We start from the raw sequence: 21968 nt of genomic DNA, 5'->3' as shown, positions 1-21968 counted from the left end.
GAACCGCCGAGACCCGATGCGCGCCGACGCCTTCCTGCCCCTCCTCGACACCCTGCCCGTCGCCGACCTCTCGGCGATGGCGACGCGCGGCCTCGTCGTGGTCGCCCCCCATCCCGACGACGAGAGCCTCGGCTGCGGCGGCCTGATCGCCGAGGCGCGGGCGCGCGGCCTGCCCGTCCGGCTCGTCGTCGTCAGCGACGGTTGCGGCTCGCACCCGAATTCCCGCCTGTACCCGCCCGAGCGGCTGCGCGGCTTGCGCGAGGACGAGACCCGCCGGGCGGTCGGCGAGCTCGGCTTGGCGCCCGAGCACGTCGCCTTCCTGCGCCTGCCCGACGCGCACGTGCCGAGCACCGGCGCGACGGCGCAGGCCGCGGCCGAGGCGGTCGCGGACGCCGTGCGCGAGAGCGGGGCCGATGCGGTGTTCGTCACCTGGCGCCACGACCCGCATTGCGATCACACCGCGGCGGCCGACATCGTCGGGCTCGCTCGCCCGCTGATCCCCGGCATCCGCGCCTACGCCTACCCGGTCTGGGGCTGGACCCTGCCGCCGGAGCGCGAGGTCGGGCCGGCGCCAACCGGATTCCGGCTCGACGTCGAGGCGCACCGCCCCGCCAAGCGCCGGGCGGTCGCGGCGCACGCCTCGCAGACGACGCGGCTGATCGCCGACGATCCGGACGGCTTCCGCCTATCGGAGGCGATGGTCGAGCGCCTGTGCGGCACCTACGAACGCTTCGTGGAGCTGCCGCGATGAGCCGCCGCGCCGACTCGCTGACGCCGGATTACTTCGCCGGGCTCTACGGCGCCGACCCCGATCCCGATCCGTGGGGCTTCACCACCAGCGCCTACGAGGCCGCCAAGTACGCCGCGACGCTCGAAGCCCTGCCGCGCGAGCGCTACGCCTCGGGCCTCGAGATCGGCTGCTCGATCGGCGTCCTCACCCACCGGCTCGCGCCGCGCTGCGCGGCGCTGCTCGGCATCGACGTGGTCGAGACCGCGCTCGCCGCCGCCCGCGCCCGCAACGCCGCGACGCCGTGGGTGCGCTTCGAGGCCTGCGCGATCCCGGATGCCTGGCCGGCGGGCCGGTTCGACCTGATCGTGCTGTCGGAGGTGGCGTACTTCTTCTCGCGCGCGGACGTCGCGCGGATCGCGGCGCGGATCGGGTCGTCGATCCTGCCCGGCGGCGACATCGTGCTGGTGCACTGGCTCGGCGAGACCGACTATCCGCTCACGGGCGACGCCGCGGCCGAGGCCCTGATCGCGGATGCGCGCTTCGCGCGGCCGGTGCATCGGGTCCGCACCGCCGAGTACCGCCTCGACGTGCTGCACGTGGACGGGGTCGCGGCCGAGGTCTCGGCGTGAGCGTCAGCGTCGTCACCCTGAACAAGGGCCGCGGGCACCATCTCGCGCGCCTGCTCGAAGGCCTCGGGCGCGGCGCGCCGCCGGCGGAGGCCGTGATCGTCGAGATGGGCGGCGACGACGGCCCGCTGCCGGATCTCGGCTTCCCGGTGCGGCGCACGCATCTGCGGCGCGACGGCCTGCCCCTTGCCGCGGCCCGCAACGCCGGACGCCGCGCGGCGTCCGGCGACGTCCTGGTCTACCTCGACGTCGATTGCATCCCGTCGGCGACCCTGGTGTCCGGGCTCGCCGCATCCGTCGCCGAGCACGACGGGCTGATCTGCTGCGAGATCCGCTACCTTCCGGGCGCGGCGGTCTCCGACGGCTGGACCGAAGCCGGCCTCGACCGGGTCGGCCACCGCCATCCGGCGCGCCGCTTCCCGGAGGCCGGCGTGATCCCGGCGCCGCAACCGGGCCTGTTCTGGTCGCTCGCCTTCGCGGTGCGGGCCGCCACCTACGACCGCATCGGCGGCTTCGACGAGGGCTTCACGGGCTACGGCGCCGAGGACACCGACCTCGCCTTCCGCGCGGCGCAGGCCGGGGTGCCGGTGCTGTTCGCCGGCGGGATGCACGCCTTCCACCAGCACCACCTGTCCTGCGACCCGCCGCTGCAGCATTTCTCCGACATCGTCGCCAACGCCCGGCGCTTCCACCGACGCCACGGGATCTGGCCGATGGACGGCTGGCTCGACGCCTTTGCCGGGCTCGGGCTGGTGGCGGCCGACCGCGCCGGCGGCCTCGCCGTGCTGCGTTCCCCGACCGAGGCCGAGATCGCCGCGGCGCAGGTCCCCGCCGACCGGCCGTTCTGAGCGCGGGCTCAGCGCGCGTCGAGGCCGGCGGCGATCCGCTCGATCGTCGCGGCCAGCCGCGGCACGGCGTCGGGATCGTGCAGGGCGAACATCGCCGCGGGGTCGAGGGCGAGGCCGGCCGCGACGACGCCGGGCCAGGCGGACGCCTCCGGCCAGGACGGGCGCACCACGGCGGCGCCGAGGCGCTCGAGCGCCGCCGCCTTCTCGGTCTGCTCGCCGAAGGCCCGCGGTTCGGGCAGGCAGACGAAGCGGCGTCCCGCAGCCGCCACTGCCGCGACCACGCCGTCGCCGCCGCCCCCGACGACCAGGGCGGCGTGGGCGAGATGCGGGCCGATCTCGGCGACCCATCCGTGCAGGTGCAGGTTCGGGGGCGGATCGGCGACCATGCCCGCGACCGGACCGAGGACGTGCCAGGCGCGATCCGGCACCGCGCGCGCCGCGGCGGCAAGCTCGGCGGCATCGCCGCCCGCGCCGCCGCGGCCGAACACCACGACGATCGGGCCGTCGGGGTCCGGGGCGGGGCCGGGGCGGGCGGTCGCGCCGAGGAAGCCGGCGTAATGGGTCCTGTCGCGCACCCAGGCCGGGACGGACGCGCCGTCGAGGGCGCGCGGGAACGGTGCGATCAGGCGCTCGGCGCTGCGGAAGGCCTCGAGATGGGGTGGATCGGTCCGGGTGCCGGCGAGCCGCACCATCAGCACCGGCACCGACATCAGGCGCGCGAACAGCGCGACCTCGACCGAGACGTCGACCACGATCAGGGCGGGGTCCTCCCGCGCGATCCAGGCCGCGATCGCCGCCATGCGGTCGCGCAGACCCGCCAGCCCGAGGGGCGCGTAGTGGAAGGCCTCGGGGCGCGTCGCCGCCCCGTCACAGCCGTCGAAAGCGGCCTCGGGCGAACTGGCCTCGGGCAAGCGGTCGTCGGGCAGGTCGAGCACGCTGCCCGGCGCCGCGTCGCGATCGAGGCCGGCCAGCGTGCCGATCAGGGTGCAGGGCCGGTCGAGGTGCCGGGCGATCGCGCAGGCGCGCTGCCAATGGCCGGCGCCCTGATGGTGGACGTAGTAGCCGACCGGCCGCTTCACGCGGCCGCGCTCGGGCGGAGGATCGTGTCGAAGGCGGCGAGCGCTGCGTCGAGCTCCATCTCCGGAGCCGGTCCGTCGGCGGCCTCGCACAGCGGGCCCGCCCGCTCGACGAAGGCGATGTCGTTGACGCAGGCATCCGGGCTGATGGATGCGAGGTCCGCCTCGGTGAGGCCGAACGCCGCGAGGGCGGCAAGGCGCCCGGGTCCGGCCGTGCCGCGGAAGACGCTGCGCAGCGCCGCGCGCCGCGCGATCACGGCTTCCCAGTGGCTCGGTGCGGGCAGGCGGTAGGGGAGGCCGGCGCGGGCGGTGACGGCGCGCCGGACCATCTCGGTGGCCATGCCGCCCTGCGCCCGGCCGGCGGCGCGGTCGGAGACCATCACCGACACCTCGGGACAGTGGCGCAGGCGTCCGCCGGCCTCGCGGACGCGGGCGACGAGGGCGTTGTCCTCGCCGCGCGGCAGGGCCGGCAGGCCGCCGACGCTGCGATACAGCGCGGCGCGCAGCGCGAGGCTCGCGCCGGTATGGTCGCCGTGACGGGGGGCGGGATCGTGCGGCGGCGGATCGAGCGCGTCCTCGATCCGGCGGACGGCGGCCCAGTAGCGCTCGATCCGGTCATGCAGGTCGGCGAGCGCCGGATCGGTCTCCTCTTCCGGGTCGATCACGAGACGGCCGCCGACGATCTCGGCGCCCTCCAGCGCCCGGAGGTTGGCGGCGAGCCAGGTCCGCGGCACCCGCGCGTCGGCGTCGGTGGTGAGCAGGATGCCGTCGGGATGCCCGTCGGCGTCCAGCCAGGCGGCGCCGGCATCGAGCGCCATCCGCCGCGCGGTGCCGACATGGGCCTCCGCCGGCTCGAGATGCGCCTCGATCACCCGGATCGCGAGCGCGGGCGCCTCGCCCGCCGCCTCCATCGCGCGCACGGCGGCGACCGTGCCGTCGGTGCAGTTGTTGGCCACGATCAGGACGCGCAGGGGCGTCCCGGCCGAGAGGCCGTCCTGAGCGGCCAGCGAGCGGAGGAGGCGCGGCAGGCAGCGCACCTCGTCGCGGGCGGGCACGCAGACGACCGCCTGTTCGGACGGGCGCATGGTCAGGCCTGCGCGCCGGCGACGCGGCGCAGGCGCGGCACCGGCAGCAGCGAGAGGTCGTGCGCGGCGAGCGCCGCGTCGTAGAGCGCCTCGTAGCCGGCGGTCATCGCGTCGGCGTCGAACAGGTCCTCGGCACGCTGCCGGCAGGCGCGGCGGTCGAGGGCGACGGCGCGGACGATCGCGTCCGACAGGCTCGCGACGTCGTCGGGCGCCGCCAGCGCGCCGCAGGTGGCGTCGAGGATGTCGGGGAGCGCGCCGCGGCGGAAGCCGGCGACCGGCGTGCCGCAGGCCAGCGCCTCGGCGACCACCAGCCCGAACGGCTCCTCCCAGCGCGGGGTGACCAGGGCCGCCCGCGCCCCGCCGAGGTGACGCGCGAGCTCGGCATGGCCGAGATGGCCGAGATCGACGAGGTCGTCCCCGAGGCGCGGGGCGATCCACTCCGCCCAGTAGGCGGGATTGGGCCGCGGGCCGGCGAAGTGCAGCGGGAGGCCGGCGGCGCGCGCGGCGTCGATCGCCAGGTGCAGCCCCTTCTCCGGCACGATCCGGCCGGACCAGAACACGTAGGGCACCGGGTCCGGCGCCGGGCGGTAGACGAAGACCGTGAGCTCGACGCCGTTGCCGATGACGACCGGCTCGGCGACGATCTCGCGCCACGCGTCGGCCGTGTGGTTCGAGACGGCGGCGAACGGCATGCCGGCGGGAGCGGCGCGCACGCCCGCCTCAAGCGAGTCGAACGGGGGCGTGTGAAGCGCCGTCACCATCGGCACCGCGAGGTCCCGGCTTCGGCGCAGCGGCAGGTCGTGAAGACTGTTGTTGTGCACGATGTCGAAGTCGCCGGCCCGCACCATCTCCATGATCCGCGCATAGGCCGCGTTCTCGGCGCGATCGATGGACGCATGACGCAGTGGATCGCCGAGCCCGTCACCGGTCGGCGGGCAGACGCAGACCGGCGCAAGTGTCGGATCCGATCCCTCCGAGGCGAACAACGTCACGTCGTGCCCGCGTCGCATCAGGGCGCCGGCGAGGAGATGCGTGTGCATCTCCAGACCGCCCGGATACGGCTGCGCGATGGGGAACTTCAGGTGGGCGATGAGAGCGATCTTCACGGAAGCTCGTTTTCCAGCGACGGAGGCCGTGGTCGCACATCGCATATCCTGTCTGTGTGCAGGATGAACGGATGCAACATTGCTGATTCACCGACCATCCCGGAAGCCGAGGATGACCGCAACGGTTCCCGCGTCGACGCAAGGTGCTGGGGACAGCGGGCCGCCATCGTATACGCCCGGGCGGCACGGGTCTCGCGGCGCCGGGGCCGCGGCGGACTTTCACATTGGATCGATCGAGGGGCCGTGCGATCCTGCCCTATGATGCAGGACCATCCGATCGGCGCACGATGACGGGACGCGAGGACGGCCGGATCCGCCATCCCGCCTGGGTGCGGGCGACGCACTGGATCAACGCCGCCGCGTTCGTCGCGCTCGCGGTCAGCGGCACGGCGATCCTGCTGGCGCTGCCGCGGCTGTTCTGGGGCGAGACGGGCGCGCTCGATGCCCCGGCATGGATCGCCCTGCCGCTGCCGGTGAACCTCGAGCAGACCGGCTGGGGCCGCAACATCCACTTCCTCGCCGCCTGGATCTTCGTCCTCAACGGGCTGCTCTATCTCGCCTGGAGCCTCGCGACGCGCCACCTGTCCCGCCGGCTGCTGCCGGATGCGGATCAGGTCCGCCCGGCGCACATCGCCGGCACGGTGCGCGAGCACCTGCACCTGCGCGGCCCGGGGCCGACGCAGACCCGCTACAACGTGCTGCAGAAGCTCGCCTACCTGGCAGTCGTCCTGGTGCTGTCGCCGCTGATGCTGCTCACCGGCCTGACGATGTCGCCCGGGGTCACGACGGCGATCCCCGAGCTGTTCGACCTGTTCGGCGGACGGCAGTCGGCCCGGACCCTGCACTTCCTGTGCGCGTCCCTGCTGGTGGCGTTCCTCGCCGTGCACGTCTGGCAGGTCCTGGCCAACGGCCCGGCGGCGCTGATGCGCGGGATGACCATCGGGCGCCGGGCGCCGGCCGCGGAACCCGCGCGGCGGCACGAGCGCGAGGCGAAGCGATGAGCGGCATCTCCCGGCGCAAGCTGATCCTCGGCGCCTCGGCTCTCGGCGGCACCGGGCTGCTCGCCGGCTGCGAGAGGATCGGGGAGGGCGGCCCGAGCCGCGGCGGCCTCTACGGGATCAGCGAGCGCCTGAGCTTCACCGTGCAGCGCTTCCTGCTGCGCCATCAGCCGCTGGTGCGCGAGTTCTCCCCGGACGCGATCTCGGCGGTCTTCCCGACGATCAACACCACCGACCCCGACGACGTTGCCTACCGCCGCTCGAAGGAGATCGGCTTCTCGGACTGGCGCCTGCCGGTGCGCGGGCTGGTGGCGAACCCGGCCGCATTCTCGCTCGCCGACCTGAAGGCGATGCCCGCCCGCACCCAGATCACGCTACATTCCTGCGAGCAGGGCTGGTCGGCGATCGGCGGATGGACCGGGGTTCCGCTGGCCCACGTCCTGGCCGTCGCCGGCCTGAAGCCGGAAGCGCGCTTCATCGTGATCCGCACCGTCGACGGCTGGTGGGACACCTACGACCTGTTCGACGCGCTGCACCCGCAGACGATCCTCGCCTACGGCATGAACGGCGACGCGCTGCCGATCGCGCACGGCGCGCCGGTGCGGCTCCGGGTCGAGCGGCAGCTCGGCTACAAGTCGCTGAAGTACCTCGCCTCGATCGAGGCCGTCGATCGCGTGGACGGCCTCGGCCAGGGCCGCGGCAGCATGGTCTCCGAACTCGGCTTCAGCTGGTACGCGGGGATCTGAGGCGTCCGCCTCACTGCGAGGCGGCCGCCCCCGTCACCCGCCAGACCGCGTTGCCGACGTCGTCCGAGACGAGCAGCGCCCCGGTCTTGTCGAAGGCCACGTCCACGGGGCGCCCCTGCGCCTTCTCGTCGGCGTCGAGGAAGCCGGCCAGCACGTCCACCGGCGTGCCCGCGGGCCGGCCGTCGGCGAACGGCACGTAGATCACCTTGTAGCCGCTCTTCGGACGCCGGTTCCACGAGCCGTGCTGGGCGACGAACAGGCCGCTGGTCCAGGCCGGGGGCAGGTGCGCGCCCCGCGAGAACGCGATGCCGAGCGAGGCCGTGTGGGGACCGAGGGCGTAGTCCGGCACGATCGCCTTGGCGACGAGGTCCGGGCGCTGCGGGGTGACGCGCTCGTCGACGTGCGGGCCGTAATAGCTGTAGGGCCAGCCGTAGAACCCGCCCTCCTTCACCGCGGTGACGTAGTCCGGCACGAGGTCGCTGCCGATCTCGTCGCGCTCGTTGACCGCGGCCCAGAGCGCGCCGGTCTCGGGCTCGAAGCCCAACCCGTTCGGGTTGCGCAGGCCGGTGGCGTATTCGCGGAAGGTCTTTGTCGCGATCGTGTATTCCCAGATCGCGGCGCGGCCCTTCTCGGCCTCGAGCCCGTTCTCGGCCACGTTGCTGTTCGAGCCGACGGTGATGAACAGCTTGGCGCCGTCGGGGCTCGCGACCACGTTCTTGGTCCAATGGTGGTTGATCCCGGCCGGCAGGTCGACGACCTTCTCGGGCGTCGCGCCGTTCTCGGTCCCGCCGGCCTCGTAGGGCACTCGCACCAGCGCGTCGGCGTTGGCGACGTAGAGGTCGCTGCCGACCAGCGCCATGCCGAACGGCGAGGTCAGGCCCTTCAGATAGACCGTCTTCACCTCGGCGACCCCGTCCCCGTCGCCGTCGCGGAGCAGCACGATCCGGTCCGGGCTCTTCACGCCGGCGCCGGCCCGATCCATGATCTTGCCCGCGATCCAGGCCTTCACGCCGGGAAACGTGCCGTCGGAGGGCGGGGTGTTGCTCTCGGCGACGAGCACGTCGCCGTTCGGGAGGGTGTAGAGCCAGCGCGGATGGTCGAGCCCCTCGGCGAAGGCTGCGACCGAGAGGCCGGCGGCCGGCGCGGGCTTGGCGCCCTTCGCCCAGCCGGTGGCGGGCGCGATGTTGACGGTGGGCAGCGGCGTCGCGTTCGGGGCGGGCAGCGTCGGGCTCGCCCCCTGGCCGTCGGCGAGCGGGAGCGACGCGCTCTCGGGATAGACCGCGAAGCGCACGAAGGCCGCGCCGCCGAGGAGGACCACGGCCAGCGCCGCGAGCCCGAGTTTTGCCGATGTCCGCATGTCGTTCCGTGAATCCGTCGTTCGTCCGGCGGCCTGCCCCGCCGATCGGACGGGACCGGCCCTGCCGGATGATGATCGTGTCCGAGGATAAGAAACGAGCGGGCAATTGGCTCCGTTCGCACGCCGAGGGTGCCGGCGGCGCCCGGGGACGCGTATAGGACGGTGCGTGGGTCCCTCGCCGAAGGGTCGCGCTCCGGGCGCGAGCGGCGCGGGCGCCGAGCGAGCCCTCGATGACCGATGCGACCCCAGGCCAGCCGACCTTCGCCGACGTGGCGCGCGCCGCCGAGCGCATCGCCGGCGTGGCCCACCGCACCCCGGTGCTCACGTCGCGCACCGCCGACGAACGCGCCGGGGCGAGCCTGTTCTTCAAGGCGGAGAACCTGCAGCGCGCCGGCGCCTTCAAGTTCCGCGGCGGCTACAACGCGATCGCGGCGCTCGCCGGCGACGCGCGGGCGCGCGGCGTCATCGCCTACTCCTCGGGCAACCACGCCCAGGCGATCGCCCTCGCGAGCCGGCTGCTGAACGTGCCGGCCACCATCGTGATGCCGCAGGACGCGCCGGCGATGAAGGTCGCGGCGACGCAAGGCTACGGCGCCGAGGTGGTGCGCTACGACCGCTACACCCAGGACCGCGTCGCCCTCGGCCGCGAACTCGCGGAGGCGCGCGGCCTCACCCTGATCCCGCCCTACGACCATCCGGACGTGATCGCCGGCCAGGGAACGCTCGCCCTCGAGCTGATCGCCGAGACCGGGCCGCTCGACATGCTCGTCGTCTGCCTCGGCGGCGGCGGCATGCTGTCGGGCTGCGCCCTCGTCGCCGCCGAGCGCTCGCCCGGCTGCGCCGTGATCGGCGTCGAGCCGGAGGCCGGCAACGACGGGCAACGCTCGCTCCGCGAGGGGCGGATCGTCACGATCCCGGTGCCGCGCACCATCGCCGACGGCGCGCAGACGACGTTCCTCGGATCGCTGACCTTCCCGATCATCCAGGAGCGGGTCGCCGACATCGTGACGGTGACGGACGCCGAGCTCGTCGCCACGATGCGCTTCTTCGCCGAGCGGATGAAGCTCGTGGTCGAGCCGACCGGCTGCCTCGCGGCGGCGGCGGTGATGCACGGCCGCCTCGACGTGCGGGGCAGGCGCGTCGGCGTGGTGATCAGCGGCGGCAACATCGACCTCGCATCGTTCGCCCGGCACGTCGCGGGCTGAGGAAGGTGCGCGCCCTGGTCCTCGTCGGCGCATGCCTGTGGGCCGGCGCGGCGCGTGCGGAGGACATGGCCTTCGATGCCGAGGCATGGCCCTACAGCGCGATCGGCAAGCTCAACGTGGTGCTCGGCACCAACCGCCTCCAATCCTGCACCGCGACCCTGATCGGTCCGCGGCTCGCGCTCACCGCCGCGCACTGCCTGTGGGACGAGCCGCGCAAGCGCTGGGTCAACCCGGGCGTCGTCCACTTCGTGGCCGGGTACCGCCAGGGCGCGTATCGCGCGCACAGCCTGGCCGCCGCCTACCGCAAGCCGGACGACTACGCCTTCGCCTACGGCACCGCGCGGCCGAACATGCAGGGCGACTGGGCCCTGGTCGAGCTCGCCGACCCGATCCCCGGCACGCCGCTGACGCTGGAGGATCCCGGTGCCGAAGCCGACCCGGCCGCGATCCGCCGCGAGATCCGGCGGGCGGGCTACAGCCGGCTCAAGCCCCAGCTGATGACCGCGCAGGGCGGTTGCAGCGCGTGGCGGGACCCCGGCCCGGCGCCCCTGCTGCTGCACGATTGCCGGGCGGTGCCCGGAGAATCGGGCTCGGCGCTGCTGCAGGTCGAGGCGGGCGGCCCCGTGGTGATCGGCGTGCTGGTGGCAAGCAGCCGGGAGGAGGGGCGGGCTCCGTCCGTCGCCGTGCCGACCGCCGCATTCCGCGGAACCGCGGCGGCGATGCTGAAAGCGCAGGCGACGACGCGCTGACGCAACCGTCGGTTCACCATGATGCCACAAAATCCGCACCTTTCGGGTCGAGCTTGGCCGGAACGCATCGCATCGGCGAGGCAATGGGCTGGGAGGCCGGGCGGCATGCAGGGTATCGGGACGAGATTGACGGTGCCGGCCCTGTCGGTCCTCCTGCTCGGACCAAGTCTCGGCGCCTGCAACACCAGCGCGAACACCGCTCTCAGCACCGGCTCGACGCGCGGCAAGCCGATGGTGGTGTCGGATACCGAGCGCGATTGCCTCGGCCGTGCGATGTACTTCGAATCGAACCGCAGCGATTCCGAAGGCCTGCTCGCGGTCGGGACCGTGGTGATGAACCGCCTGGAGAACGCCGCCTTCCCGAACGGCGGCATCTGCTCGGTGGTCGGCCAGCCGCGGCAGTTCGCGACCGGCGTGCTGACCAAGCCGATGGCCGAGAAGGACCTGCAGAAGGTCGCCGACGCCGCCGACGCAATCCTTGCCGGCGAGCGCCATCCCAAGGTCGGCCGGGCGATGTACTTCCACACCGCCGGCCGGAAATACCCGTACGACAACATGCACTACGTGGCGGTGGCCGGCGGCAACGCCTTCTACGAGAAGCGCAAGGCCGGGAGCCAGGCCCAGACCCCGCCGCCCGCCTCGACCGCGATGGCCTACGCCGAGGCGATCCCGCCGGCAGCGACCATCGCCCCGGCCGGCCCGGCGCAGACCGAGGTCGCGGCCGCGCAGACGGTGCTGGCCGAACCCGCCCGCGACATCTGCCAGGTGGCGGGCCTCGGCGCGCTTCCGGGCGGCGGCTGAGGCGGCTCAGCCCTCCCGCTCAGCCCTCCGGCTCTTCCCTGCCGCGCGCCCGACGCGCGGCCTGCGCCATCGCGATCAGCTCGCGCGCCGTGAGGCGGTGCGCCGTGGCCGTGCCGCGGTCGGCGGTGCCGACCGGCGGCGTGCGGGCGCAGCCGCTGGTTCCGATCCGCAGGTCGCGCGAGCGCCGCGTCGCCCGCAACCGGATCGCCTTCCGCAAGGCCTCGACCATCACCGTTCCCACCGAAAATCCCGTGGACATCGCCATAGCCAAGCTTGACCGTAAGCGACATTCTTGAAGGCGGATTTCCCTGCCCTAGCGCGGCCGGGATCGGCGTGGCCGACGACGCATCGCCGCCTGCAACACGCTGATGCCGCGTCAGTTCTGCGGCTTGTACTTGCTGTACTTGAAGTCCGGCGCGGCCCCGAGCTGCTCCTTGCTCATGTCGAGCGTGGCGGCGTAGCGCTCGCCGCCCGGGGACAGGATCAGCGCGGCCGGCTGCACCGCGACGTAGCGCGTGCCGACGCCGAGGAACCCGCCGATGTCGAGCACCACGGCCGTCAGGGTGCGCCCGTCCTCCATCACGAGGTCGACCACCGTGCCGAGCGCGTTGCCGGCATTGTCCGAGACCTTGATCCCGATCACGTCGGTGGTGAGGAAGCCGGCGGGGCTGAGCTTGTTGCGGCCCTCGGCATCCGCCTTCGATCCGGCGCGCTTGATCCCGACATCGGACGGACTGCCGCCCGCGCTGGTGCCCGGGCCGGTGCCCTGCACCACCATGCCGTCGCTCTGCGCCGGCTTGTCCTCCGGGCCGACGCCGGCGAGCGCCGGGAACACGAGCGCGAGCATCACGGGTGCGGCGAGCGCGCGGCGCAGGATCCGGGTCAAGCGATCTTCCTTCCGGTGAGGGCCGTGCGGCGGCCGTTGACCCCAAGGAACCGGATCCGTCACGCCGGGTTCCGGGCGGGCGTTGCGGCGGATCGCGCGGGCCCGCCGGCCATGACGAATCCGCGCGCCCTGTCTCGGGATCGTGGGCGACCTGCGGTCGCGCCGGTTTGCGGCGCGGGGCCGGACGTCTTAAGTCGCAGGTGCTCCCCGATACCCGCACCGCGGGTGCCTCGCACGCGGTGTGTCATGGCGACCGTCCTCGATCTCCTGAAGAACGATCCGCGGCCACCGCTTCTGGCCCGCATCCGCCACCCGGAGAAGGCGCACCGGCCGGACCAGCCGGTGCAGCTGCGCAAGCCCGACTGGATCCGCGTGAAGGCGCCGGGCTCCCCGGCCTGGGCCGAGACCCGGGCGATCGTGCGCGAGCACGGCCTCGTCACGGTCTGCGAGGAGGCCGGGTGCCCCAACATCGGCGAGTGCTGGGAGAAGCGCCACGCCACCTTCATGATCATGGGCGACACCTGCACGCGGGCCTGCGCCTTCTGCAACGTGCGCACCGGCTTGCCCAATGCCCTGGATCAGCACGAGCCCGACAAGATCGCCGACTCCGTGGCCAAGCTCGGCCTGCACCACGTCGTCGTCACCTCCGTGGACCGCGACGACCTCGCCGACGGCGGTGCCGAGCATTTCGCCCGCACCATCGCGGCGATCCGGCGGCTCAGCCCCGGCACCACCATCGAGATCCTGACGCCGGACTTCTTGCGCAAGGACGGCGCGCTCGAGGCGGTCGTGGCCGCCAAGCCCGACGTGTTCAACCACAACCTCGAAACGGTACCCGGCAACTACCTCACGGTCCGCCCCGGCGCCCGCTACTTCCACTCGGTGCGCCTGCTGCAGCGGGTCAAGGAGCTCGACCCCACGATCTTCACCAAGTCCGGCATCATGGTCGGCCTCGGCGAGGAGCGGAACGAGGTCGTGCAGCTGATGGACGACCTGCGCTCGGCCGACGTCGACTTCCTCACCATCGGCCAGTACCTGCAGCCGACCAAGAAGCACCACGAGGTCGTCCGCTTCGTGCCGCCGGACGAATTCAAGGCGTTCGAGACCACCGCCTACGCCAAGGGCTTCCTGCTGGTCTCGGCGACGCCGCTGACCCGCTCGTCGCACCATGCCGGCGAGGATTTTTCGCGGCTCCAGGCCGCCCGCAACGCGCGGCTCGCCCCCGACACCCTCTCAGCCTGAGTCGTCATGCCATCCTTCCGGATCACCCGCTGGGTGCGTCACTCGCCCCAGCAGATGTACGACCTCGTCGCCGACGTGGAGCACTATCCCGAGTTCCTGCCGCTGTGCGAATCGCTGCGCGTGCTGCGCCGCCAGCCCGGCACCGGGGAGGGGACCGAGGTGCTCGTGGCCGAGATGGGCGTCGGCTACAAGGCGATCCGCGAGCGCTTCACCACCCGGGTCGGCCTCGACCGCCCGAACCTCAAGATCACGGCCGAGTACATCGACGGCCCGTTCCGGCATCTCGAGAACCGCTGGGCGTTCAAGCCCGGCCGCGACGGCGGCTGCGACGTCGACTTCTTCATCACCTACGAGTTCAAGAGCTTCGCCCTCGGCCTGCTGATGGGCAAGATGTTCGATCGCGCCTTTCGCAAGTTCACCGACGCGTTCGAGAGCCGGGCAGACCGGGTCTACGGCAGGGCCTGAGGCCGGCCGCGCCGGCGGCATCCGGTTGGGCATACCCGAGAGAAGGCCTGCTCGGCCGTCGGGCTGCGGAGCCGGGCGCGACCGCAGACGAAGAGGACGCGCTGGATCGTGCGCCTCACCGCGGATGCTCCGGGCGGAAGCCGAGGCCGACGATCCGGGCCGGGATACGCTGAAGCCACGGCAGGCGGTCGAGCAGCCGGAGCGCGAGCGGCGGGCTGAGGCGCGCGTCCCCGTGGTCGAGCACCGGGGCGAGGATCCGATCCTGGATCAGGCGCTGGACCCGTTGCGTCAGCCGCGTCGGAAGGCTTCGGCGGGCCTGGACCCGCGCGAGGTCGGCCTCGGCGAGGCGTCCGGCCCGCAACGGCCCGGCGAGCAGGTTGGCGGCGGCGACCGCATCCTGGATCGCGAGGTTGATGCCGACGCCGCCGACCGGCGACATCGCATGCGCCGCGTCGCCGATGCAGAGCAGCCCCGGACGGTGCCAGCGCTCCAGCCGGTCCACGGTCACCGTCAGCGTCCTCACCGCCTCGAAGGTCCCGATCTCGCCGGTGCGGTCGGCCAGGAACGGCGCGAGGTCGGCGATGCCGGCGCGGAACGCCGCGAGTCCGCACGTGCGGATCGCCGCATCGCCGCCCTTCGGCACGATTGCGGCGCATTGCCAGTAATCGCCACGATCGATCGTGATCAGGATGCGGCCCGCCCCGAAGCGACCGGCCGCGGCCTCCGGGTCTCCGGGGCGGCGCGACAGGCGGAACCACAGCACGTCGATCGGGGCCGCGAAGTCGCGCGGCACGAAGCCGGCCCGACGTCGCATCGCGGAATGCCGGCCGTCGGCGCATAGGACGAGGTCGGCGGCGATCGCGATCGCACCGTCGGGGCCGGCGGCGCGAACCCCGGCGATCCGGCCATCCGTCTCGATCAGCGACTGCCCCTCGGTCGCCATCAGCAGCCGGAAGCCGGGCAGCTTCCTCGCCTCGCGGCCGAGGAAGTCGAGGAAATCCCATTGCGGCATCAGCGCGATGAAGCGGTTCCGCGTCGCGAGCCGGCGGAAATCGGCGACGCGGAACGTCCGGCCACCCATCACCGCCGATAACGTCTCGACCCGGCGCTGCGGCAGGGCGCGGAAGGCGTCGCCGAGGCCGAGATCGTCCATCACGGCCAGGGTCGAGGGATGGATGGTGTCGCCGCGGAAATCGCGCAGGAAGTCGTTGTGCTTCTCGAGCACCACGACCGAGACGCCCGCGCGGGCGAACAGCAGGCCCGCCATCATCCCTGCCGGTCCACCGCCGACGATGCAGATTTGTGCCGCCAGGCTGTCCATGGAACCGCGCCTCCGGTTCGGCGGCGTTCGCCGCAGGAACGCTCCGATCAGGAGAGACGAGCGCTCCGATCAGGAAACGAGCGCCCCCTCCAACAGGTCCAACGCATCGATGACGGCGCGACGTCGGATCTCGGCACGGCCGAGATCGCCGTAGCGCCGCTCCAGGTGGCGGACGCCGCCGCCGGTCGCCAGACCGAAATGCACTAGGCCGACGGGCTTGCCCGGGCTGCCGCCGCCGGGGCCGGCGATCCCGGTGATCGCCACCGCCACGTCGGCCCGCGACGCCGCCAGCGCGCCGCCCGCCATCGCGCGGGCGACCGCCTCGCTGACCGCGCCGTGCGCGCCGATGAGTGCGGCGGGCACCCCGATCGCCTCGGACTTGGCCTCGTTCGAGTAGGTGACGAAGCCGCGCTCGACGACCGCCGACGAGCCGGGCACCGCTGTCAGCAACCCGGCGACGAGCCCTCCGGTGCAGGATTCGGCCGTCGCGATCCGGGTGTCGGCCTCGGCGTAGGCCCCGACCAGGGCGGCGGCGCGGGCGAGGAGGACGTCGTCGAACATCGCGCGAATCCCTTTTTCGTTCGAAGCGGTCTTCGGATCATCGCAGCGGACGCGCGTCCGCCCAACCGTCAGCCCTGGCGCATGGCCGTCTCGGCCTGGGCGTCCACCGGGCTCGTCTCCACCTCCTCCGGCAGCCGGATGGTCGCGGCGGCCTGGGCCGCGAGCCCTTCCGCGCGGCCGACGAAGCCGAGCTTCTCCGTGGTCGTCGCCTTGATCGACACCGCGGTCAGCGGCACGGCGCAGATCTCGGCGATGCGGGCGCGGATCGTCTTGCGGTGGGCGCCGATGCGGGGCGCTTCCGCCAGCACCGTGATGTCGAGATGGTCGATGCGACCGCCGCGGTCGCGCACCAGCTTGCAGGCATGGGCCAGGAACCGGTCCGACGACGCCCCGCGCCACTGCTCGTCCGAGGGCGGGAAATGGGTGCCGATGTCGCCGTCGGCGATGGCGCCGAGCAGCGCGTCGGTGAGGGCGTGCAGCGCGACGTCGCCGTCCGAATGGGCGAGCACCCCGCGGTCGGCCGGGATCTTCACCCCGCCGAGCCAGACATGGTCGCCGTCGGTGAAGGCGTGCACGTCGAATCCGGTGCCGAGGCGGGTCACGTAGGTCGTCATAAAGATGTCCTTCGCACTGTCCTTCGCCGTCTCCTCGCCCGAGCCGGAAAAGGCCCGGTCGGCCTCGATCAGGTCGGAGGGTTGGGTGATCTTGCGGTTCTTCGGGTCGCCGGCGAACACCACCACGGCGAGGCCGGCCCATTCGGCGAGGGCGCCGTCGTCGGTGAAGCCGTGCAGGCCCTCGGCGGCGGCGGCGCGGTGCGCGTCGCGCAAGGTCCCGAAGACGAAGGCCTGCGGCGTCTGCACCGCGCGCAGGTGCTCGCGGGCCGGCGTCTCGCGCACGCGGCCGATGCCGCCCTGCTCGTCCACGAGCTTGATCGTGTCGGCGACGGCCACGCCCGGCACCGCCGCGCCGTGGTCGCGCCCGGCGGCGACGGCGCGGGCGATCAGCCCGGCATCGACGAAGGGCCGGGCCGCGTCGTGGACGAGGACCACGTCCGGTGCGCCCGCCGCCGCGAGCGCTTCGAGCCCGGCTCGGACCGAGTCCTGGCGCGTCGCCCCGCCCTCGACCGGCGGCAGCAGCTTGTCGGCGATGGCGGGCGCGAGCTCGGTGCGGCAGGTGTCGTAGAACGCGGCCGCGTCGGCGGCGATCACCACCTGGATCCGGCCGATCACGGGGTCGCGGCCGAGGGCGTCGAGGGTGCGGGTGAGGACCGCCTGCCCGCCGACGCGACGGTACTGCTTGGGCATCCCGCCGCCGATGCGGATGCCGCGACCGGCCGCCACGACGACGGCGGCGACGCTCGATCCGGGTTCGGACATGCCTGGGGGTTTCCGTCGTGCCGGGGCCGAGACCGCCTGCCATGCGGCCGGTTCGGGTCCTCAAAAATCTGCCTGTCGTTTATGCGGGGGATGAAGCGAAATCAAATCGCGCGGTTCCCCGCCCAACCCTCGCCCGGGGGCTTGCGCCGGGCTGGTTTTGTCTATTTGTTGTGCAGAATGATGGCTGATCATTATTTGAGCGTCCTGCGAGGGGAGCGCTCGGTCGATCCGGTGGCGCTGCTGGCGCCGCTGTCGGGCGTCACCGACCTGCACATGCGCCGCATCGCGCAGGGTGCCGGCGCGAGCGCGGTGGTGTCGGAGATGGTGGCGGCGGCCGAGTTCGCGCGCGGTTCGGAGGAGGCGCGGCTCAGGGCGGAAGGGTCGGGCATCGCGCCGCACATCGTCCAGCTCGCCGGCTGCGCCCCCGAGCCGATGGCCGAGGCCGCCCGGATCGCCGCCGCGAACGGCGCCGACGTGATCGACGTCAACATGGGCTGCCCGGCCAAGATCGTCACCGGCATCGCCTCGGGCTCCGCGCTGATGCGCGACCTCGACCATGCGGCCCGCCTCCTCGGCGCCGTGCGCGAGGCGGTGTCGATCCCGGTGACGGTGAAGATGCGCCTCGGCTGGGACCACCACGGCCTGAACGCCGCGGAGCTCGCCCGCCGGGCCCAGGCGCTGGGGCTGAACGCGGTCACCGTCCACGGTCGCACCCGGCAGCAATTCTACAAGGGCAGCGCCGACTGGGACGCGATCCGGCCGGTCGTCGCGGCGGTGTCGATCCCCGTCATCGCCAACGGCGACGTGACGGACCTTTCCAGCGCCCGGGCGTGCCTGGCGGCCTCGGGTGCTGCTGGCATCATGGTCGGCCGCGCGGCGGTCGGGCGGCCCTGGCTCGTCGGCGCCCTCGCCGCGGGGCTGGCCGGGCGCCCGGTGCCGACGCTGTCGCGGTCGGCCCGGGCGGGGCTGGCGGCGGCGCATTATGCCGGGCTGATCGCGCTCTACGGCGCAGCGATGGGCGTGCGTCATGCCCGCAAGCATCTGGCGGCCTATGCCGACGCGGCGGGCGGCCTCGATGCGGCCGAGCGCACGCGGCTCCTGACCACCACCGACCCGGAGGTGGCGGACCGGCTCCTGCGCGCCGCCTTCGAGGCTGCCCCGGCGATCGCGGAGGCCGCATGAGCGACGGGGAACCCAGGGACGAGGCGAGGCCGATCGGTCTCGACCCCGCCGCCAAGGAGCCCGCGGCGAAACCCCGCGGCATGCCGAGCGCCGAGGCGGTGATCAACGCCCTGCCGTTGCCGGTGCTGACCATCGGCGCGGACGACCGCATCATGCACTGCAACCACGCGGCCGAGACGTTCTTCGACTATTCCGCCCGGCTGATGCAGCGGCGCCGGCTTCGCGACATCATCCCCTTCGCCTCGCCGATCATCGCGCTGGTGGCCGAGGTGCGCCGGCGCGGGTCCAGCGTCAGCGAGTACCGGGTCGAGCTGACGCAGCCGCGCTCGGGCGCGGAGCGCAGCGTCGACGTGTTCGCCACCGCGCTCGGCGACGACGGCGAGGCGGTGGTGCTGATGCTCCAGGAGCGCACCATCGCCGACAAGATGAACCGCCAGCTGACGCATCGCGGCGCGGCGCGCTCGATGGTGGCGCTCGGCGCGATGCTCGCCCACGAGATCAAGAACCCGCTCGCCGGCATCCGCGGCGCGGCCCAGCTGCTCGAGCAGTCGGGGCCGGAAGAGGACCGGGTGCTGACCAGCCTGATCTGCGAGGAGACCGACCGGATCGTGCGGATCGTCGAGCGGATGGAGCTGTTCGGCGACGAGCGCCCGGTCGAGCGCGGCCCGGTCAACGTGCACGGCGTGCTCGATCAGGTGAAGCGCTCGGCGCAATCCGGGTTCGGGCGCCACATCCGCTTCGTCGAGACCTACGATCCGTCGCTGCCGCCGGTGCTCGGCAACCGCGATCAGCTCGTGCAGGTGATCCTGAACCTGGTGAAGAACGCGGCGGAAGCGATCGGCGCCGACGCGGTCGACGGCGAGATCACCCTGTCGACCGCGTTCCGCACCGGCCTGCGGCTTCAGGTCCCGGGCTCGCGCGAGCGCGTCAGCCTGCCGATCGAGGTGGCGGTGCGCGACAACGGCCCGGGCATCTCGGCCGAGCTGCTGCCGGATCTGTTCGACCCGTTCGTGACGACGAAGGCGCAAGGCTCCGGCCTCGGTCTTGCATTGGTCGCGAAGATCGTCGGCGATCATGGCGGCATCGTCGAGTGCGATCCCGCGCCCCGCCGCACCGCCTTCCGAATCCTCCTGCCCATGTCGAGCGCCCGCGACGGGCGCGAAGCGGTCGCGGAGCCCGAGTAAGAGTCATGCCCAACGGCCACATCATCGTCGCGGACGACGACGCCGCCATCCGCACCGTCCTGAACCAGGCGCTGTCGCGGGCCGGCTACGAGGTCCGCTCCACCGGCAACTGCGCGACCCTGTGGCGGTGGGTGGCGCAAGGGGAGGGCGACCTCGTCATCACCGACGTGGTGATGCCCGACGAGAACGTGTTCGACCTGCTGCCGCGCATCAAGCGGGTGCGGCCGGAGCTGCCGGTCATCGTCATGAGCGCGCAGAACACCTTCATGACCGCGATCCGCGCCTCCGAGCGCGGCGCCTACGAGTACCTGCCCAAGCCCTTCGACCTGAAGGAGCTGATCGCCATCGTCGGCCGGGCGCTGTCGCGCCCGCGCGGCACGGCCGCCGCCGCCGCGCCGCCCGACAACGAGGACATCCCGCTGGTCGGGCGCTCGCCGGCGATGCAGGAGATCTACCGGGCGCTCGCCCGGCTGATGCCGACCGACCTGACCGTGATGATCACCGGCGAGTCCGGCACCGGCAAGGAGCTGGTGGCCCGCGCGCTCCACGATTACGGCCGCCGGCGCACCGGCCCGTTCGTGCCCGTCAACATGGCCGCGATCCCGCGCGACCTGATCGAATCGGAGCTGTTCGGCCACGAGAAGGGCGCCTTCACCGGGGCGCTGCAGCGCTCGGCCGGCCGCTTCGAGCAGGCGGAGGGCGGCACGCTGTTCCTCGACGAGATCGGCGACATGCCGATGGAGGCGCAGACCCGGCTGCTGCGCGTGCTGCAGCAGGGCGAGTACACCACCGTCGGCGGCCGGGTGCCGATCAAGACCAACGTCCGCATCATCGCGGCGACCAACAAGGATCTGCGGATCTCGATCCAGCAGGGCATCTTCCGCGAAGACCTGTTCTTCCGCCTGAACGTCGTGCCGCTGCGACTGCCGGCCCTGCGCGAGCGGTCCGAGGACGTGCCCGACCTCGTCCGCCACTTCTTCATCCAGGTCGAGCGCGAGGGCCTCACGCGGAAGATGCTCGACGGCGAGGCGATGGAGCGCTTGAAGCGCTACCGCTGGCCCGGCAACGTCCGCGAGCTGGAAAACCTCGTCCGGCGGCTCGCCGCCCTCTACCCGCAGGAGACCATCACCGGCCCGGTGATCGAGGCGGAGCTCGACACGCTGCCGCTCAGCCCCCCGGCCTCGGCCGGGAACGGCACCGCGCGCAAGGCCGGCGCCGACAACGAGACCTTGTCCGGCGCGGTCGAGCGCCACCTCTCGGACTACTTCTCCGGATACCGCGACACGCTGCCCCCGCCCGGCCTGTATCACCGGATCCTGCGCGAGATCGAAGGCCCGCTGATCGGCGCGGCGCTCGCCGCCACCCGCGGCAACCAGATCCGCGCGGCGGAGCTTCTGGGCGTCAACCGCAACACCCTGCGCAAGAAGGTGCGCGACCTCGACCTGCAGGTGTTCCGAACGGCGCGCTAGGCGGACGGGTAGCGGCGCGCGCCGCGTCAGACGTACATCGCGATGGCCGATTGCAGCATCTCGTTGACGGTGCTGATCACCTTCGTGTTGGAGGAATAGGCCTGCTGCGTCTCGATCATCTTGGAGAACTGGTCCGAGATGCTCGCATTCGATTGCTCGACCGAGCCGCCGGTCACGGTCGCGCCGTTCAGGCCGAAGCTCGGCGCACCGGTGCTCGCGGTCGCGACGAAGGCGCCGCCGTCGAGCGAGGCGAGCGTGTCCCGCGCACCGAACTGGGCCAGGGCCAGGGTGCCGAGCGCCTGGGTGCTGCCGTCCGACAGGGTGCCGGTGAGGGCGCCGGCGGGCGAGACCGACAGGCTGGAGAGCGCGCTCGTGGCGGTGGCCGGCACCTGGACCGGCGCGCCCGTCGAGGCCCCGGCGAACAGGTAGTACCCGGCCCCGTTGACGAGGTACCCGCTGGCATCGGGCGCGAAGTCGCCGCGCCGGGTGTAGGCCAGCGCAGAGCCGAAGCTCGGCGCCGACGCGGTCCCGAGATTCTGCCGGACCACGAAGTAGCCGTCGCCGCCGATCGCGAGGTTCGTCGCGATGCCGGTCGACGCCACCGTGCCCTGGAGCCCCAGGTTCGACCGCGTGCTGATCGCGACGCCGCCGGCGGGCTGCGTCCCGGCCTCGGTCTGCGCCAGCATGTCGGCGAAGCTCGTATCCGTGCTCTTGAAGCCGGCCGTGGTGCTGTTGGCGATGTTCCCCGAGATGTTGTTCAGCGCGAAGGATTGGGCCGAGGTCCCGGTGATGGCGTTCGAGAGCGCATCCATCAGGCTCATCGCGGATCTCCATCAAGAACGGCCCGGTGCAACCGGGCCCGACCAGAACGTCGGCCGACCATTCCCCGACCACCCTGATTTGAGGATTTCATCGTTAATACGCGGTGTGTAACGATTTATGTCTTGAGCTGGCA

23 protein-coding genes are annotated in these 21968 nt (G+C 72.8%); 13 read left to right on the top strand and 10 right to left on the bottom strand.

The window, feature by feature from the left end; all coding sequences use genetic code 11:
- Positions 1 to 16 precede the first annotated feature (16 nt).
- The 3 genes from MKK60_RS18310 to MKK60_RS18300 are packed head-to-tail and all read left to right on the top strand — an operon-like array spanning position 17 to position 2204.
- The gene (locus MKK60_RS18310) at positions 17 to 751 is read left to right on the top strand and encodes a PIG-L deacetylase family protein (RefSeq protein WP_243988050.1); all 735 of its coding nucleotides are present in this window, start codon (positions 17 to 19) and stop codon (positions 749 to 751) included.
- Positions 748 to 1359 (top strand): SAM-dependent methyltransferase, encoded by a 612-nt coding sequence (locus tag MKK60_RS18305; RefSeq protein WP_243988048.1) that lies wholly within the window; start codon positions 748 to 750, stop codon positions 1357 to 1359. Before MKK60_RS18310 ends, MKK60_RS18305 begins: the two co-directional genes overlap by 4 nt.
- Positions 1356 to 2204: a glycosyltransferase family 2 protein gene (locus MKK60_RS18300; RefSeq protein ID WP_243988046.1), complete on the top strand. Its 849-nt coding sequence runs from the start codon at positions 1356 to 1358 to the stop codon at positions 2202 to 2204. Before MKK60_RS18305 ends, MKK60_RS18300 begins: the two co-directional genes overlap by 4 nt.
- Positions 2205 to 2212: 8 nt before the next feature.
- Here MKK60_RS18300 and MKK60_RS18295 read toward each other — a convergent pair whose 3' ends face one another.
- Genes MKK60_RS18295 through MKK60_RS18285 form a run of 3 tightly spaced genes read right to left on the bottom strand, consistent with a single transcriptional unit; the run spans position 2213 to position 5471 of the window.
- Positions 2213 to 3283: a glycosyltransferase gene (locus MKK60_RS18295; protein ID WP_243988036.1), complete on the bottom strand. Its 1071-nt coding sequence runs from the start codon at positions 3281 to 3283 to the stop codon at positions 2213 to 2215.
- Positions 3280 to 4365: a glycosyltransferase gene (locus MKK60_RS18290; protein ID WP_243988034.1), complete on the bottom strand. Its 1086-nt coding sequence runs from the start codon at positions 4363 to 4365 to the stop codon at positions 3280 to 3282. The genes MKK60_RS18295 and MKK60_RS18290 overlap by 4 nt, the downstream gene beginning before the upstream one ends.
- Positions 4366 to 4367: 2 nt before the next feature.
- On the bottom strand, positions 4368 to 5471 hold the full coding sequence (locus MKK60_RS18285) for a glycosyltransferase family 4 protein (RefSeq protein ID WP_147843158.1): 1104 nt from the start codon (positions 5469 to 5471) through the stop codon (positions 4368 to 4370).
- A 287-nt stretch (positions 5472 to 5758) separates the two neighbouring features.
- On the opposite strand from MKK60_RS18285, the gene MKK60_RS18280 reads away from it, so the two are divergent.
- Together MKK60_RS18280 and MKK60_RS18275 are read left to right on the top strand one after the other, a co-directional pair.
- Positions 5759 to 6472: a cytochrome b/b6 domain-containing protein gene (locus MKK60_RS18280; RefSeq protein ID WP_147728915.1), complete on the top strand. Its 714-nt coding sequence runs from the start codon at positions 5759 to 5761 to the stop codon at positions 6470 to 6472.
- Entirely contained in the window at positions 6469 to 7215 is a 747-nt protein-coding gene (locus MKK60_RS18275) for a molybdopterin-dependent oxidoreductase (RefSeq protein ID WP_243988025.1), read from the top strand. Before MKK60_RS18280 ends, MKK60_RS18275 begins: the two co-directional genes overlap by 4 nt.
- Positions 7216 to 7225: 10 nt before the next feature.
- Here MKK60_RS18275 and MKK60_RS18270 read toward each other — a convergent pair whose 3' ends face one another.
- Positions 7226 to 8572 carry a PQQ-dependent sugar dehydrogenase gene (locus MKK60_RS18270; protein ID WP_243988023.1) on the bottom strand — a complete coding sequence of 449 codons (1347 nt, stop codon included), beginning with the start codon at positions 8570 to 8572 and terminating at the stop codon, positions 7226 to 7228.
- Positions 8573 to 8802: 230 nt separating this feature from the next.
- Here MKK60_RS18270 and MKK60_RS18265 point away from each other — a divergent pair, with 230 nt between their 5' ends.
- From MKK60_RS18265 to MKK60_RS18255, 3 genes are all read left to right on the top strand, one after another.
- Positions 8803 to 9777 (top strand): threo-3-hydroxy-L-aspartate ammonia-lyase, encoded by a 975-nt coding sequence (locus tag MKK60_RS18265; RefSeq protein ID WP_243988021.1) that lies wholly within the window; start codon positions 8803 to 8805, stop codon positions 9775 to 9777.
- A 5-nt stretch (positions 9778 to 9782) separates the two neighbouring features.
- Positions 9783 to 10526 carry a trypsin-like serine peptidase gene (locus MKK60_RS18260; RefSeq protein ID WP_243988018.1) on the top strand — a complete coding sequence of 248 codons (744 nt, stop codon included), beginning with the start codon at positions 9783 to 9785 and terminating at the stop codon, positions 10524 to 10526.
- A gap of 105 nt (positions 10527 to 10631) precedes the next feature.
- The gene (locus MKK60_RS18255; protein WP_243934863.1) at positions 10632 to 11327 is read left to right on the top strand and encodes a cell wall hydrolase; all 696 of its coding nucleotides are present in this window, start codon (positions 10632 to 10634) and stop codon (positions 11325 to 11327) included.
- Between the two features lie 19 nt (positions 11328 to 11346).
- On the opposite strand, the gene MKK60_RS18250 is transcribed toward MKK60_RS18255, so the two are convergent.
- Both MKK60_RS18250 and MKK60_RS18245 read right to left on the bottom strand, forming a co-directional pair.
- A complete protein-coding gene (locus tag MKK60_RS18250) occupies positions 11347 to 11586 on the bottom strand; it encodes a hypothetical protein (RefSeq protein ID WP_147858770.1) in 240 nt (79 codons plus the stop codon).
- A gap of 117 nt (positions 11587 to 11703) precedes the next feature.
- A complete protein-coding gene (locus MKK60_RS18245) occupies positions 11704 to 12213 on the bottom strand; it encodes a PRC-barrel domain-containing protein (RefSeq protein WP_147728943.1) in 510 nt (169 codons plus the stop codon).
- A 246-nt stretch (positions 12214 to 12459) separates the two neighbouring features.
- Between MKK60_RS18245 and lipA the strand changes: the two genes are divergently transcribed.
- Together lipA and MKK60_RS18235 are read left to right on the top strand one after the other, a co-directional pair.
- Positions 12460 to 13455: a lipoyl synthase gene (gene lipA / locus MKK60_RS18240; RefSeq protein WP_243988009.1), complete on the top strand. Its 996-nt coding sequence runs from the start codon at positions 12460 to 12462 to the stop codon at positions 13453 to 13455.
- A 6-nt stretch (positions 13456 to 13461) separates the two neighbouring features.
- Positions 13462 to 13920, top strand: a complete 459-nt coding sequence (locus MKK60_RS18235; protein WP_147843149.1) for a type II toxin-antitoxin system RatA family toxin — start codon at positions 13462 to 13464, stop codon at positions 13918 to 13920.
- Between the two features lie 115 nt (positions 13921 to 14035).
- Here the strand turns inward: MKK60_RS18235 and MKK60_RS18230 are convergent, their stop codons facing one another.
- The 3 genes from MKK60_RS18230 to MKK60_RS18220 form a co-directional block, all read right to left on the bottom strand.
- On the bottom strand, positions 14036 to 15241 hold the full coding sequence (locus MKK60_RS18230; protein ID WP_243988001.1) for an FAD-dependent oxidoreductase: 1206 nt from the start codon (positions 15239 to 15241) through the stop codon (positions 14036 to 14038).
- A 69-nt stretch (positions 15242 to 15310) separates the two neighbouring features.
- Complete coding sequence (locus MKK60_RS18225; RefSeq protein WP_243987999.1) at positions 15311 to 15802, bottom strand: CinA family protein; 492 nt, start codon at positions 15800 to 15802, stop codon at positions 15311 to 15313.
- 68 nt (positions 15803 to 15870) lie between these two features.
- Positions 15871 to 17178 (bottom strand): bifunctional 2-C-methyl-D-erythritol 4-phosphate cytidylyltransferase/2-C-methyl-D-erythritol 2,4-cyclodiphosphate synthase, encoded by a 1308-nt coding sequence (locus MKK60_RS18220; RefSeq protein ID WP_243987990.1) that lies wholly within the window; start codon positions 17176 to 17178, stop codon positions 15871 to 15873.
- Between the two features lie 177 nt (positions 17179 to 17355).
- Here MKK60_RS18220 and dusB point away from each other — a divergent pair, with 177 nt between their 5' ends.
- The 3 genes from dusB (at position 17356) to ntrC (ending at position 21013) form a co-directional block, all read left to right on the top strand.
- Positions 17356 to 18360 carry a tRNA dihydrouridine synthase DusB gene (gene dusB / locus MKK60_RS18215; RefSeq protein ID WP_147843559.1) on the top strand — a complete coding sequence of 335 codons (1005 nt, stop codon included), beginning with the start codon at positions 17356 to 17358 and terminating at the stop codon, positions 18358 to 18360.
- 80 nt (positions 18361 to 18440) lie between these two features.
- On the top strand, positions 18441 to 19544 hold the full coding sequence (locus tag MKK60_RS18210) for a two-component system sensor histidine kinase NtrB (protein WP_147728393.1): 1104 nt from the start codon (positions 18441 to 18443) through the stop codon (positions 19542 to 19544).
- A 5-nt stretch (positions 19545 to 19549) separates the two neighbouring features.
- The gene (gene ntrC, locus MKK60_RS18205; RefSeq protein ID WP_147728390.1) at positions 19550 to 21013 is read left to right on the top strand and encodes a nitrogen regulation protein NR(I); all 1464 of its coding nucleotides are present in this window, start codon (positions 19550 to 19552) and stop codon (positions 21011 to 21013) included.
- Positions 21014 to 21039: 26 nt separating this feature from the next.
- Here the strand turns inward: ntrC and MKK60_RS18200 are convergent, their stop codons facing one another.
- Positions 21040 to 21834: a flagellar hook basal-body protein gene (locus MKK60_RS18200; RefSeq protein WP_243987988.1), complete on the bottom strand. Its 795-nt coding sequence runs from the start codon at positions 21832 to 21834 to the stop codon at positions 21040 to 21042.
- Between the last annotated feature and the right edge of the window lie 134 nt (positions 21835 to 21968).

The organism is Methylobacterium sp. J-092 (assembly GCF_022829325.1).
Lineage (GTDB): Bacteria > Pseudomonadota > Alphaproteobacteria > Rhizobiales > Beijerinckiaceae > Methylobacterium.
This window is presented reverse-complemented; position numbering and strand designations above follow the sequence as displayed.